This window comes from Pseudomonas meliae, assembly GCF_001400515.1.
GTDB lineage: Bacteria > Pseudomonadota > Gammaproteobacteria > Pseudomonadales > Pseudomonadaceae > Aquipseudomonas > Aquipseudomonas amygdali.
The window spans coordinates 21,483-35,442 of sequence record NZ_LJQT01000356.1; the positions used below are offsets into that span (position 1 = coordinate 21,483).

A 13,960-nucleotide genomic window follows, 5' to 3' on the forward strand; every position below is an offset into this window, starting at 1 on the left:
AGAGCGTCACGAACTGCATGTCGACGCGGAGCGCCGGCACGATAAAGCGAGCAGCCTGCACCGCCCCCTTCGTGAGCAAGCTCGCTCCCACAGGTATTGCATTCAAGTCCGCCTCCCGCGTCATAGCACACGACTATTAGACACAAGCGCCGTTCTGCCCGATTATTTGCATCGCTTTACAACACCCATCAGGAGCACCCCGCCATGAGCAAGCCAAAGCGGCCGAACAAGGCCAAATCCATCATCGCCCAGCCATTGTTCCGCAGTCGTCAGGAACAACCCGCCAAGGGCAAAGGCAGCTACCGCCGCGAAGCCTTCCAGTCTACCAGTCTACCAGTCTAAAAGCTGGGAGGCTTCCTGCTTTATGGCGGCCTGATATCGAGCAACATCTCCGGGGCGCTTTCAACCGCTTAGCCGTGTTATGGTCTGCACCTAACGGTAATACCCTTGGACTCAAGCATGCCTTCTCGTTTTACCCATCGCCCGCAGCTGCGCCAACTCATCGCTGCCTCCAGCCTTGTTGCCTTGGTAGCCTGCGCAGAAAAACCCACTGCAGCCGATGCCACGCCTCTTCAATCCAGCAAAGCACAGACAAACGCTCCTGCCGTAGCCCCTACGCCTGCGCTGGTCGTTGATGACAGCCTCACGATTCAACCCGCCGTCAGCTTCAGCGAATGGCAGGCCGGTTTTCGTGTTCAGGCGTTAAAGGCAGGTATCCAGGCGGATGTATTCGATCAGGCATTCGCCGGTGTCACTCCCGACATGAGCGTGGTCAAGGCCGACCGCAGCCAGCCTGAGTTCACCCGTCCGATCTGGGAATATCTGGACGGTGCCATCTCCGCCGCACGCGTGCGCAAGGGGCAGGCGCTGCTTTCGCAGTACGCTGACGATCTGCAGAAGATCGAGCAGCAGTATGGTGTGGATCGTCAGGCGCTGGTCGCGGTATGGGGCATGGAAAGTAATTTCGGGTCGTTCCAGGGCACGCAATCCGTCATTCGCTCGCTGGCTACGCTGGCCTATGAAGGTCGCCGTCCCGGTTTTGCACAGAGCCAGTTGCTGGCCGCGCTGGAAATCATCCAGCATGGCGACATCACACCGGACAAGATGCTGGGTTCGTGGGCCGGTGCGATGGGCCAGACCCAGTTCATCCCGACCACCTATAACACTCATGCCGTCGACTTTGACGGCGATAGCCGCCGTGACATCTGGAACACTCCCGCCGATGCCCTGGCCTCCACTGCGCATTACCTGCAAAGCTCTGGCTGGCAACGCGGTCAGCCCTGGGGCTTTGAAGTGGTACTCGGCTCCGGGTTTGATTACTCGCTGGCAGATTCGACCACTCGCAAGAGCCTCGCTGAATGGCAACAACTGGGCCTGAAACAGCCGGACGGCTCGGCGATTCCAGTCGCAGCCAGCCAGCAGCAAGCCGCCTTGTTGTTGCCAGCCGGTTATCGCGGGCCAGCCTTTCTGGTGCTGGATAACTTCCGAGCCATTCTCAAGTACAACAACTCCACCTCGTACGCACTGGCGATCAGCCTGCTTTCTGACCGGTTCAAAGGGGCCGGGTACGTAGTAGGTGCATGGCCACGCGGGGACACTCCGCTGAGCCGCTCTGAACGCATTGAACTGCAAACCCTGCTCTCGGCACGTCAATATGACGCAGGCGCACCAGACGGCATTATCGGTGCCAATACGCGCAAGGCCATTCGTAGCGCGCAGCAGTCATTCGGCTGGCCGGCAGATGGTTACCCGACGCATGAATTGCTGGAGGCCCTGCGCAAGCCTTTGGGGCAATAATCGGGAGGACGCAGAGCGTCCAGAACGGCATGCCCACGCGGAGCGTTGGCACGATANNNNCGGTATCGCTACCTGGCCCTTCTTGTTTTTGCGGCGTGCTGTCAGAGCATTGCCTTGGCGATCTTGGCTTGCTCGTCGGCATGATACGAAGAGCGTACCAGCGGCCCGGATGCGACGTTCTTGAAGCCCATCTTGTAACCTTCCTCGGCGAACCAGGCGAAAGTGTCCGGGTGCACAAAGCGCTGCACCGGCAGGTGGTTGCGCGATGGCTGCAGGTACTGACCCAGCGTCAGCATGTCGATGTCGTGCTCGCGCATGCGCTGCATGACTTCGATAACCTCTTCGTCGGTCTCGCCCAGGCCCAGCATAAGCCCGGATTTGGTCGGTACATGCGGGACCATCTGTTTGAAGCGCTGCAACAGGGTCAACGACCACTGGTAGTCCGAACCCGGACGCGCAGCCTTGTACAGACGCGGCACGGTTTCCAGATTGTGGTTGAACACATCCGGTGGCTCGGCAGCGGTGATTTCCAGCGCCACGTCCATCCGGCCACGGTAGTCGGGCACCAGTGTTTCGAGCTGTACGCCCGGCGACAGGAGGCGGATTTCGCGAATGCAGTCGGCAAAGTGCTGAGCACCACCGTCACGCAAGTCATCGCGGTCTACCGAGGTAATCACTACGTACTTCAGACGCAGGTCGGCAATTGCGATGGCAAGGCTCTTCGGTTCGTTGACGTCGAGCGGCTTCGGACGACCATGGCCCACGTCGCAGAATGGGCAGCGACGGGTGCAGATGTCGCCCATGATCATGAACGTTGCGGTGCCACCGGAGAAGCATTCGCCCAGGTTCGGGCAGGACGCCTCTTCACAGACACTGTGCAGCTTGTGCTTGCGCAGCAATTGCTTGATACGGTCGACTTCCGGAGAAACCGGGATGCGCACACGAATCCAGTCGGGTTTCTTCGGCAGATCTACCGTTGGAATGATCTTGACCGGGATGCGCGCAACCTTTTCCGCTCCGCGAAGCTTAACGCCCGCTTCGACTTTCGGACGGGCCACTCGCTCGGAAACATCCAGCGTCGGGATCAGGGTTTGCACGGTGTCAGTCATAATGGTTTATTCCGCCCGTAAGGGTCGCCTGCTCAGCGTAGTCGAGGTGTTTGACGAGCTGCGCACGCAGTCGGGCACTTACCTCGGAAAATTCTATCTGCCCTGCCTGATCGCTCAGTTGGGTCATGGCCAACCCGGCGTATCCGCAAGGGTTGATGCGGCGGAACGGCCCCAGGTCCATGTCGACGTTCAACGCCAGACCATGAAACGAGCAGCCGTTGCGAATGCGCAGACCGAGCGACGCGATTTTCGCGCCGTCGACGTATACACCCGGTGCATCGGCCTTGGCGGCTGCCTTGACGTCGTAGTCGGCGAGCAAGGCGATAAGGGTATTCTCGATCCGTGTTACCAGATCGCGAACACCGAAACCAAGGCGCCTGACGTCCAGCATCAGGTAAGCCACCAGTTGGCCCGGGCCATGATAAGTCACTTGGCCGCCACGATCGACCTGTACGACAGGAATATTGCCCGGCAGCAGCAAATGTTCGGCCTTGCCGGACTGTCCCTGGGTGAAAACCGGGGGGTGCTGGACCAGCCAGACCTCATCGGCAGCCTCGCGGCCACGCCCATCGGTAAAGCGCTGCATAGCGTGCCAGGCGGTTTCGTAATCGATCAGGCCCAGATCACGAAAACCCAGCGCAACCGTCATCAGAGCACCATGTGCACGAAACCCGTAGCGCGAAGGGCACTATTGATATCGCGCAATTGATCTTCGCCTGTAGCGACGATGTGCAACTGGACGGTGGTGTATTTGCCGTTGCTGCTCTGACGCTCGGCGAGTGTCTTGAGGTCGACCTGAGCGTACTTGTGCAGGACTTCCATAACAGCAGCAGTAAAGCCCACGCTGGTGTCACCGATCACCTTGATCGGATAGTCATCGCAGGGGAATTCGATTTTGTGCGACTTGATGTCGGTATCAGTCATGGCAGTAAAGGTCTCACAAGCCGTGACGACGGACACGCGGCCCGCTCAGANNGATCATGAGCAGGCCGCGAGAAGGTCGGCAGTAGTTACTGGAGGGTCAGTTGAACAAGCCGTAGAAGAACAGGCGGATGCTATCCCACACGCGGCGGAAAATGCCACCTTCCTCAACTGCATCAAGCGCAATCAGGTTAGCGGTATGAACCACCTGATCGTCTTTCTTGACCTCGACCTTACCGATCACGTCGCCCTTGGCGATTGGCGCAACCAGTTGCGGGTTCATGGTCATACTGGCGGACAGCTTCTTCATGTCGCCTTTTGGCATGGTCATGCTCAGATCTTCAGCCAGACCGGCCTTGACCTGACGCTCAGTGCCTTTCCAGACGGTTGCCTGAGCCAGCTCGGTGCCCTTCTGATAGAAGTTCTGGGTTTCGAAGAAACGGAAGCCATAGGTCAGCAGCTTCTGGGTTTCAGCCGCGCGGGCCTGCTCGCTGTTGGTGCCGAACACTACTGCGATCAGACGCATGCCATCACGTACAGCCGAAGACACCATGCAGTAGCCGGCCTCGTCGGTGTGGCCGGTCTTCAGACCGTCAACGGTCTTGTCGCGCCACAGCAGCAGGTTGCGGTTAGGCTGCTTGATGCCGTTCCAGAAGAACTCTTTCTGCGAGTAGATCGCATAGTGAGCCGGGTCTTCGTGAATGATTGCACGCGCCAGGATCGCCATGTCGTGAGCCGACGAGTAGTGCTCGGGGTTCGGCAGACCGGTCGGGTTCATGAAGTGGCTGTTGGTCATGCCCAGATCGCCGGCGGTCTTGTTCATCATGTCGGCAAATGCATCTTCGCTGCCGGCAATGTGCTCGGAGATCGCGACGCTGGCGTCGTTACCCGATTGAATAATGATGCCGTGCAGCAGGTCGCTGACCGTCACCTGGCTGCCCACCTTGATGAACATCCGCGAACCGCCTGTGCGCCAGGCATTTTCACTGATGGTCACCGGATCGTTCTCGCCGATCTGGCCGCGACGAATTTCCAGGGTCGCGATGTAGGCAGTCATCAGCTTGGTCAGACTGGCAGGTGCCAGACGCTGATCACCGTTGTTCTCGACCAGAACGTTGCCGCTGGTGGCATCCATCAGTACGTAGGACTTGGCTGCCAGTTGCGGCGCAGCAGGCGTCATCTGCTCTGCCGCCCAGACGGTCGGGGTGATAATCAGTGGAACAAGCAGGCACAAACGTTTTGCAAAGGTGGTGATGTTCATCCGTCTCTCGAGAATCCTAATGGGCAAACATGCCCTTGCGGGCAAAACTGAACAGACCGGCGAGGCGAAAACGCCTCGGTACGGCTCGTGGCGCCAGGCTGTAACCCTGGCTGACAAAGTCGCCTGTTCGACACACGACCTTGTGGGCAGTTACCTGCAACGCTGGCCCTGATGGCAAAGCTGCGCTGCCTGCGACTGCATATCGTCCTCCGTTGTTGCTGGAAAACGATTGTCGAAAAACTTATTGATCCGATGTCACTACGCTTGGCTGACCCAGATTGGCCGACCTGACGCTGTTTTGCAGTTGCTGGGCTTCACCCGGCGTGTCGATCGGTCCCATCCGGACCCGATAGAGCGTTTGCTGATTGCGAGCTATCGAGCTGACGAACACCGGCGCTCGAACCATCCCGCTCAGTTTCGACCTCAGGAGCTCCGCAGCGTCCGGGTTGGCGAAGGCCCCCACCTGGAGAAACAGCCCAGCGGCTTGTCCTGAAGCGTTTTTTTTTGCGTCAACCTGCAACGGCACGACAGGTGCGGCATGTTGCTGCGGTGGCGGCGTGTATTGCTCGACGGTTCCGGTCGATGTCGACAGCGCGGGCGGCGTGGCCTGAGCCATCACTTGCGGCTGATTGAGCATCAGCGGTGCAGGACGGCCACGTTGGGCCCACCATTCCTGCGGGTCGATACCTTCGACCTTGACCCGGGCGGTGCCGGTTTCGGCATAGCCCAGCTTTTTGGCGGCGGCGTAGGACAAGTCGATAATGCGGTCCGAATAGAATGGCCCGCGATCGTTGACGCGCAGAATCACCGTGCGGTTGTTGTCCAGGTTGGTCACTTTGACATAGCTGGGCAGCGGCAGGGTCTTGTGCGCGGCGCTCATGCCATACAGGTCATACACCTCGCCGTTGGCGGTGTTCTGGCCATGAAACTTGGTGCCATACCAGGAAGCGGTGCCCGAAGCGACGTAACGCTTTGAATCGCTCATCGGGAAATAGGTCTTGCCCAGCACCGTATACGGGTTCGCCTTGTAGGCACCGGTATGCAGGGTCGGCGTTGCATCGGGGATGCGCGAGACATCCACGTCCCACCACGGCGCGCCGTCCTTGTGGGCACGGTTAATGTCCAGCCCCGGCATCGAGCGCACAGCGGCACCGCCTTTTGGCGACTGCGACGAGGTTGTGCGTGACGGCGACGAGCAACTGGCAACCAGCACTGCCAGGCCGGTCAGCGCCAGAAGTTTGAATGTTTGCAGAATCGGCAATGCCCGCATTACTTGACGCCTCGAGCTTGAACCAACGATTCAGACAGCTGATACACGGCCATGGCGTACATCACACTGCGGTTATAACGGGTGATAGCATAAAAATTGTTCAAACCCAGCCAGTATTCAGGACCATTGTCGCCTTCAAGACGGAACGCCGTTACCGGCATATCGTCGCGCAGCGCATCATGACTCGCCCAGCCCAGCTGTCGCAACTCCCCGACCGACATTACCGGATCAAGCGCAGGGCTCAACCCTTCGTCAACCCGGTCGCCACGTGCGGTCGCGCGGCTGACTACCGGCTGACCGGCTACCCAGCCATGACGCTTGAAATAACTGGCAACGCTGCCGATGGCATCGTCCGGGTCGGTCCAGATGTTGATATGGCCGTCGCCGTCGAAATCCACTGCATAGGCGCGGAAACTGCTCGGCATGAACTGCGGCAGGCCCATTGCTCCGGCGTACGAGCCTTTGAGAGTCAAGGGGTCAACCTGTTGTTCGCGAGCCAGCAGCAGAAACTCACGCAATTCCTTGCGGAAGAACTGTGCGCGTGGCGGGTAATCGAAACCGAGCGTCGACAATGCATCGATCACCCGGTAATTGCCGGTGTTGCGGCCGAAAAAGGTTTCCACGCCAATGATCGAAACGATGATCTGCGCCGGTACACCATATTCCTGCTCGGCGCGGGCCAATGCGGCCTCGTGCTGACGCCAGAAATCGACACCGCGGGCGATGCGCGTATCGGTGATGAACATCGGCCGATACTCTTTCCACTGCTTGACCCGTTCGGCCGGGCGGGAAATGGCATCGAGAATGGCCTGCTTGCGCTCCACCTCACGAAACAGGCTCATCAACTGCTCACCGGCAAAACCGTGATCGCGGGTCAGCTCACCGACGAATTCCGCTACCTGGGGCGAACCCTCATAGTCGCCGGCCAGCGCCTCTTGCACCGATCCAAGGATGCCTACCAGACCGACCACCGGAGCATATCGAGCCCAGTTACGCATTGCTTGCATTGAATAGTTCACCTTAATCAAACTTGAGCAATCCATTTACGGTGTGTATGGATCGACATCAAAACCCCAAACGCTGACAGTAGGGTCACCAGCGAAGTTCCGCCGTAGCTAATGAAGGGCAATGGCACCCCCACCACTGGCAGCAGGCCACTGACCATACCGATGTTGACGAAAACGTAAACAAAAAACGTCATGGTCAACGCTCCGGCCAGCAGTTTGCCGAATAATGTCTGCGCCTGTGCCGTGATCACAAGCCCACGGCCGATCAGCAGCATATAGATGATCAGCAGCGCACAGATTCCCACCAGACCGAACTCTTCACCCAGTACCGCGATGATGAAGTCGGTGTGGCTTTCCGGCAGAAAGTCCAGGTGCGACTGAGTGCCCAGCAGCCAGCCTTTGCCGAAAACACCGCCCGAACCAATGGCTGCCTTTGACTGAATGATGTTCCAGCCGGTGCCCAGCGGATCGCTTTCCGGGTCGAGAAAGGTCAGCACGCGCTGTTTCTGGTAGTCGTGCATGAAGAAGAACCACATGGCCACTGCAGCAGGCACAGCGGCCGCCAGCACACTGATAATCCAGCGCCAGCGCAGGCCGGCCATGAACAGCACGAAGGCCCCGGACGCCAGAATCAGCAGCGAGGTGCCCAGGTCAGGCTGGCGCACGATCAGAATGAACGGCACACCGACCAGGGCGAGACTGACCGCCACATGCTTCAAATGCGGGGGCAGCGTGCGCTTGGACAGGTACCAGGCGATGGTCGCCGGCATGATGATCTTGAGAAACTCCGAAGGCTGGAAGCGGATCACCCCGGGAATGTTGATCCAGCGCGTCGCGCCCATGGCGTTGTGACCCATGACATCCACCACTACCAGCAGCAGGACGCCGATGACATACAGTACCGGCACCCAGCGCGCCATGAAGCGCGGCTCCAACTGGGCGATCACCACCATCGCCACCAGACCGATACCAAACGAGCTGGCCTGCTTGATGAGCAGGTCCCAGTTCTTGCCGCTGGCCGAATACAGGACGAACAGGCTGCCAGCCGCAAGGGTCAGCAACAGGATCAACAACGGGCCATCGATATGAATGCGCTGCAAAAAAGTGGCACGGCGACGCATCACGTCTTCGCTGGACAGGATGCGGTCGAAATTACTCTTCACGGGCCGCAGCCTCCAGATTCAGGGAACCGGCATACTCAGGCTTGAGATGGCCGTTTTCGTCGAGCAGCCAGGCGTCCATCACCTGCCGCACAACGGGTGCAGCAACGCCGGAACCGGACTCGCCGTTCTCGACCATCACTGCAACAACGATTTTTGGATTGTCGGCCGGTGCAAAACCGACAAACAGGGCATGGTCACGGTGACGCTCCTGAACCTTGGTACGGTCGTATTTCTCGCCCTGCTTGATGGCGACTACCTGAGCCGTACCGCTTTTGCCGGCGATCCGGTATTGCGCACCGATGGCAGCCTTGCGCGCCGTACCACGCGCGCCATGCATCACTTCCTGCATGCCGTGGTTGACTCGCCCCCAGTTGGCCGGGTCGCGCAGCACGATGTTCGGCATCGGGTTTTCATCCACAGGCGCCTTGCCTTCGATGGTTCTGGCCAGATGCGGACGGTTCCACACACCCTTGTTGGCCACCAGTGCGGTCGCCTGGGCCAGTTGCAACGGCGTTGCCTGCATGTAGCCCTGCCCAATGCCGAGAATCAGGGTTTCGCCAGGGAACCAGGCCTGGCGACGGGTCGCACGCTTCCATTCACGGGACGGCATCAGACCGGGGGACTCCTCGAACATATCCAGCGACACTTTCTGCCCGATGCCGAACTTGTTCATGTAGGTGGAAAGCCGATCTATGCCCAGTTTGTGCGCCAGATCGTAGAAGTACGTGTCATTGGAACGCATGATCGCGGTATCCAGATCCACCCAGCCATCACCGGTGCGGTTCCAGTTACGGTACTTGTGATCGTAATTGGGCAGTTGGTAATAGCCAGGGTCGAACACTCTTGAGCCGGGCGTTACTGCACCGGCGTCCAGCCCGGCAATCGCCACGGCAGGCTTGATGGTCGAACCGGGCGGGTAAAGGCCGCGCAGAATGCGGTTGAACAGCGGCCGGTCTATTGAATCGCGTAGCTCGGCGTAGGCCTTGAAGCTGATGCCGGTGACAAACAGATTCGGATCGAAACTGGGCGCGCTGACCATCGCCAGCACTTCTCCGGTGGCAGGGTCCAGCGCGACTACCGCGCCACGACGCCCACCCAATGCGGCCTCGGCAGCTTCCTGAAGGTTGATGTCCAGGCTAAGAACGATGTCCTTTCCAGGGATCGGGTCGGTGCGTTTGAGCACGCGCAGCACGCGGCCACGGGCGTTGGTCTCGACCTCTTCGTAGCCGACCTGACCATGCAGATCGGGTTCGTAAAATCGCTCGATACCGGTCTTGCCGATATGGTGCGTGCCGCTGTAATTGATCGGGTCGAGGCTCTTGAGCTCTTTTTCGTTGATCCGCCCCATGTAACCGACCGAGTGAGCAAAATGCGGCCCTTGCGGGTAATGCCTGACCAGTTGCGCAACCACTTCGACACCTGGCAGGCGGAACTGGTTGACCGCAATCAGGGCGATCTGCTCTTCGCTCAGCTCGAACAGGATGGGCACCGGCTCGAACGGCCGACGCCCCTGCCTCATGCGCTTTTCGAAGATGATGCGATCGTCAGGGGTGAGCTGCAGGATCTCGACAATGGTGTCGAGCACGCTGGACCACTCGCCTGCGCGTTCACGGGTCATGCTGAGACTGAAACTGGGCCGGTTATCGGCGACCACAACGCCATTGCGATCGTAGATCAGCCCACGGCTGGGCGGAATCGGCTGAACGTGAACGCGGTTGTTTTCCGAAAGCGTGGAGTGATACTCGTACTGGATGACCTGCAGGTAATACAGCCGGGCAATCAGCACGCACACCAGCAACACCACCGCCACGGCACCGAACACGACCCTACCACGCACCAGGCGTGCGTCCTTTTCGTGGTCTTTGAGGCGGATCGGTTGAGACATTTAGGCCGTATTCACAGTAAAGACGATGCTACTTGTGATAAGGGTGCCCGGACAGGACTGTCCAGGCGCGATACATCTGTTCGCCGATCAGAATGCGCACCAGTGGATGCGGCAGGGTCAGCGGCGACAGGGACCAGCGTTGTTCACTGCGGGCACAGACTTCAGGTGCCAGCCCCTCGGGGCCGCCGACCATCAGGTTGACCGTGCGTGCATCGAGACGCCAGCGATCGAGTTCGACCGCCAGCTGTTCGGTGCTCCACGGTTTGCCATGCACTTCAAGCGTGACAATCCGCTCGCCCGGCTGCACTTTCGCCAGCATCGCCTCGCCTTCCTGACGGATAAAGCGCGCAACATCAGCGTTCTTGCCCCGGGTATTGAGCGGGATTTCCACCAGTTCAAGCGCAAGCTCGGAGGGCATCCGCTTGGCGTACTCGTGCCAACCTTCTTCCACCCACTTGGGCATGCGCGAACCCACAGCAATCAGACGCAAACGCACATCAAGGCCTTATTCGTTGCCTGGAGTGTGATGCGCAGCGCTGGCGGCACGGCTTTGTTCAGCGCCCTGCCACAAGCGTTCCAGGTCGTAGAACTGGCGTGCCGCAGCGGTCATTACGTGAACGATCACATCGCCCAGGTCCAGCAGAACCCAGTCGCTGTCGCCCTTGCCTTCTTCGCTCAGGGACTTCAGGCCGGCCGCCTTGACCTTGTCACGGACGTTATCGACCAGTGCATTCAACTGACGGTTGGACGTACCGGTGCAGATCAGCATGTAGTCAGCGATGCTGGTCTTGTCACGCACATCGATGGTCAGGATGTCTGCACCCTTGACTTCTTCAAGGGCTGCAATCGCAACATTGATGACTTCTTCACTGCTCATTTTTTGCTTTGTCATATAAAACTCATTCAGCTCGTATGTGTGGGACCGTTCAAACGCTTATCGATCAAAGCAGTTTCAGGACGACCCATCAGTGTTCGGCGCGCGGTAAAGTCCGCGTGCATCGATATAGGCCAGTACCGCGTCTGGCACCAGAAAACGTACCGACTTACCGCTGGCCAGCAGTTGACGGATCTGGGTGGCAGACACCGATAAAGGCGTCTGCCAGACGAATGTAATGTGTCCACCCGGCCCTTTCAGGGCCTTGGGGTCGCTGACCGCGCGTGCCGCCAGCAGATTGCGCATGGCATCCGGCGACTCGCTGTCCGCGTCCGGGCGTTGCAGCACCACGATATGGCAGTGCTCCAGCAGTTCTTCCCACCTGTGCCAGGTTGGCAGCCCGCAAAAGGCATCCCAACCCAGCAACAGGAACAGCTGGTCCTGAGGCGCCAGTTCGGCGCGCATCGATTCCAGTGTGTCGAGGGTATACGACGGTTTGTCCCGTTTCAGTTCACGGTCATCCACCGTCAAGGGCGACACGCCAGCAACCGCGCTCTGAACCATCGCCAGACGGTCCTCGGCGGTGACACTCGGCATGTCACGATGCGGAGGCCTGGCGCTGGGCGTCAGGCGCAACTCATCGAGTTCCAGCAGTTCGGCCACTTCAAGCGCACCGCGCAAGTGACCGATATGAACCGGGTCAAACGTACCCCCAAGCATACCGATACGTCTGGGCAGCGCTGTCGTGGGGTTGTTCAAGTCAGGCTTGTCCGCGCAATTGACCATCACCGATCACGATGTACTTCTCGCAGGTCAACCCTTCAAGCCCGACTGGACCGCGGGCGTGCAGCTTATCAGTAGAAATGCCGATCTCGGCACCCAATCCGTATTCGAACCCGTCCGCAAAGCTGGTCGGTGCATTGACCATGACCGAACTGGAATCGACCTCTGCCATGAACCGGCGAATCTGACTTTGATGGTCGGAAACGATGGCATCGCTGTGATGCGAACCATAATGGTTGATGTGCTCGATGGCTTCGTCCAGCCCTGAAACGACGCGAATCGACAGGATTGCAGCCAGGTATTCGGTGTGCCAGTCGTCTTCGGTGGCCGGAATTACGTCGATCAGGTCACGGGTGCGCTCGCAACCGCGCAACTCGACGCCCTTCTCGCGAAACTGCGCGGCCATGGCGGGCAGGAAATCGGCGGCGATGGTTTGATCGACCAGCAGGGTTTCCATCGCGCCGCAGATCCCGTAGCGGTACGTCTTGGCATTGAAGGCAATCTTCTGCGCCTTGGCCAGATCGGCGTGGGCACTGACATACACATGGCAGATGCCGTCCAGATGCTTGATGACCGGCACGCGCGCATCGCGGCTGACCCGCTCGATCAGGCCCTTGCCGCCACGCGGAACGATGACGTCAACGTACTCGGGCATGGTGATCAATGCGCCAACCGCTGCACGGTCGGTGGTTTCAACCACCTGCACCACAGCAGCAGGCAGCCCGGCCTCGGCCAGACCACGCTCGATGCAGGCGGCAATGGCACGATTGGAATGAATGGCTTCGGAACCGCCGCGCAGGATAGTCGCGTTACCGGACTTCAGGCACAGACTGGCCGCATCGATGGTCACATTCGGACGCGACTCGTAGATGATTCCCACAACACCCAGCGGCACACGCATCTTGCCGACCTGAATACCCGAAGGCCGATAGCTCATGTCGCGGATCGCACCGACCGGGTCTGCCAGATCTGCTACCTGACGCAACCCGACGATCATGCTGTCGATACGCGCGGGGGTCAGGGCCAGTCGTTCCAGCATTGCCGGCTCAAGGCCATTGGCCTGACCATTGGCCAGGTCCAGCGCATTGGCGGCAGACAGCTCGGCGCGCGCTTCATCCAGAGCAGCGGCAGTGGCTTGCAGGGCGCGGTTCTTCTGCGCAGTGCTGGCACGACCGATCACTCGCGAGGCTTCGCGGGCGGCGCGACCCAGGCGGGTCATGTAGTCAAGAACGGACTCAGTCATGGTCTCAGAGGTCTTGGCAAAGAGGAAAGCGGCTGATTATAGCTGTCGTGCCGCACGAACGACAGCGCAGACAGGCGGATGGTCGATATCAGTGCGCAGATTTATTGCGCAGACCGATGCCTATCCCCCTCAGCCCTCATCGTTACATACAAAGTCCGCTTTTGATTCTGGCCGAAAGCCATAGGAGCGGACTTGTCCGCGAAAGGGCCGTGACATCCGCAGGAGATGTGTCGCCCGAGATAAAGCTTTCGCGAACAAGTTCGCTCCCACGCCCTGCGGGCAGAAGCCTGAACGCCACCATTTATCACGCTCAGCCCTCATCGTTATACACAAGTCCGCTTTTGATTCTGGCCGAAAGCCGTAGGAGCGGACTTGTCCGCGAAGGGGCCGTGACATCCGCAGGAGGTGTATCGCCCGAAATAAAGCTTTCGCGAACAAGTTCGCTCCCACGCCCTGCGGGCAGAAGCCTGAACACCCCCATTTTCCGGGCTCGTCAGGACTCGTGCATAACGATGAGCGCTCAGCCTGCGCGCCCTCTCGACCAGCGTCGCAATGAGACGCACGCACAAAACGCTCTTATGGGTTAACCGGTTTGTCATGCCTCAGTCACTTTCAGAAACAACAAAGCCGCTAAGGAGGCGCTGCAA

The 13,960-nt window shown here is 59.4% G+C and carries 13 protein-coding genes and 1 pseudogene; 2 read left to right on the forward strand and 12 right to left on the reverse strand.

Annotated elements, in window-relative coordinates; all coding sequences use genetic code 11:
* Positions 1-204: 204 nt before the first annotated feature.
* Positions 205-376 (forward strand): annotated as a pseudogene (gene arfA / locus ALO64_RS16755) (alternative ribosome rescue factor ArfA).
* 83 nt (positions 377-459) lie between these two features.
* On the forward strand, positions 460-1,797 hold the full coding sequence (locus tag ALO64_RS16760; protein ID WP_044344251.1) for a lytic murein transglycosylase: 1,338 nt from the start codon (positions 460-462) through the stop codon (positions 1,795-1,797).
* A gap of 101 nt (positions 1,798-1,898) precedes the next feature.
* Here ALO64_RS16760 and lipA read toward each other — a convergent pair whose 3' ends face one another.
* From lipA to ALO64_RS16820, 12 genes are all read right to left on the reverse strand, one after another.
* Complete coding sequence (gene lipA / locus ALO64_RS16765) at positions 1,899-2,906, reverse strand: lipoyl synthase (RefSeq protein ID WP_002555327.1); 1,008 nt, start codon at positions 2,904-2,906, stop codon at positions 1,899-1,901.
* A complete protein-coding gene (gene lipB, locus ALO64_RS16770; protein WP_044344250.1) occupies positions 2,899-3,555 on the reverse strand; it encodes a lipoyl(octanoyl) transferase LipB in 657 nt (218 codons plus the stop codon). The genes lipA and lipB overlap by 8 nt, the downstream gene beginning before the upstream one ends.
* Positions 3,555-3,830, reverse strand: coding sequence for a DUF493 domain-containing protein (locus tag ALO64_RS16775; protein ID WP_002555329.1), 276 nt, complete (start codon positions 3,828-3,830; stop codon positions 3,555-3,557). Before ALO64_RS16775 ends, lipB begins: the two co-directional genes overlap by 1 nt.
* Positions 3,831-3,927: 97 nt before the next feature.
* Positions 3,928-5,088 (reverse strand): D-alanyl-D-alanine carboxypeptidase family protein, encoded by a 1,161-nt coding sequence (locus tag ALO64_RS16780; protein ID WP_002555330.1) that lies wholly within the window; start codon positions 5,086-5,088, stop codon positions 3,928-3,930.
* 241 nt (positions 5,089-5,329) lie between these two features.
* A complete protein-coding gene (locus ALO64_RS16785) occupies positions 5,330-6,358 on the reverse strand; it encodes a septal ring lytic transglycosylase RlpA family protein (RefSeq protein ID WP_002555332.1) in 1,029 nt (342 codons plus the stop codon).
* Positions 6,358-7,365 carry a lytic murein transglycosylase B gene (gene mltB / locus ALO64_RS16790; protein ID WP_002555333.1) on the reverse strand — a complete coding sequence of 336 codons (1,008 nt, stop codon included), beginning with the start codon at positions 7,363-7,365 and terminating at the stop codon, positions 6,358-6,360. The genes ALO64_RS16785 and mltB overlap by 1 nt, the downstream gene beginning before the upstream one ends.
* A 17-nt stretch (positions 7,366-7,382) precedes the next feature.
* On the reverse strand, positions 7,383-8,486 hold the full coding sequence (gene rodA, locus ALO64_RS16795) for a rod shape-determining protein RodA (protein ID WP_003368803.1): 1,104 nt from the start codon (positions 8,484-8,486) through the stop codon (positions 7,383-7,385).
* Between the two features lie 31 nt (positions 8,487-8,517).
* Entirely contained in the window at positions 8,518-10,413 is a 1,896-nt protein-coding gene (gene mrdA, locus ALO64_RS16800) for a penicillin-binding protein 2 (RefSeq protein ID WP_044344249.1), read from the reverse strand.
* A gap of 28 nt (positions 10,414-10,441) precedes the next feature.
* Complete coding sequence (rlmH, locus tag ALO64_RS16805) at positions 10,442-10,909, reverse strand: 23S rRNA (pseudouridine(1915)-N(3))-methyltransferase RlmH (RefSeq protein ID WP_002555336.1); 468 nt, start codon at positions 10,907-10,909, stop codon at positions 10,442-10,444.
* A 9-nt stretch (positions 10,910-10,918) separates the two neighbouring features.
* Positions 10,919-11,305 carry a ribosome silencing factor gene (gene rsfS / locus ALO64_RS16810; RefSeq protein ID WP_002555337.1) on the reverse strand — a complete coding sequence of 129 codons (387 nt, stop codon included), beginning with the start codon at positions 11,303-11,305 and terminating at the stop codon, positions 10,919-10,921.
* 60 nt (positions 11,306-11,365) lie between these two features.
* Positions 11,366-12,025: a nicotinate-nucleotide adenylyltransferase gene (nadD, locus tag ALO64_RS16815; RefSeq protein WP_161794688.1), complete on the reverse strand. Its 660-nt coding sequence runs from the start codon at positions 12,023-12,025 to the stop codon at positions 11,366-11,368.
* Between the two features lie 22 nt (positions 12,026-12,047).
* Positions 12,048-13,313: a glutamate-5-semialdehyde dehydrogenase gene (locus ALO64_RS16820; RefSeq protein ID WP_044344248.1), complete on the reverse strand. Its 1,266-nt coding sequence runs from the start codon at positions 13,311-13,313 to the stop codon at positions 12,048-12,050.
* Between the last annotated feature and the right edge of the window lie 647 nt (positions 13,314-13,960).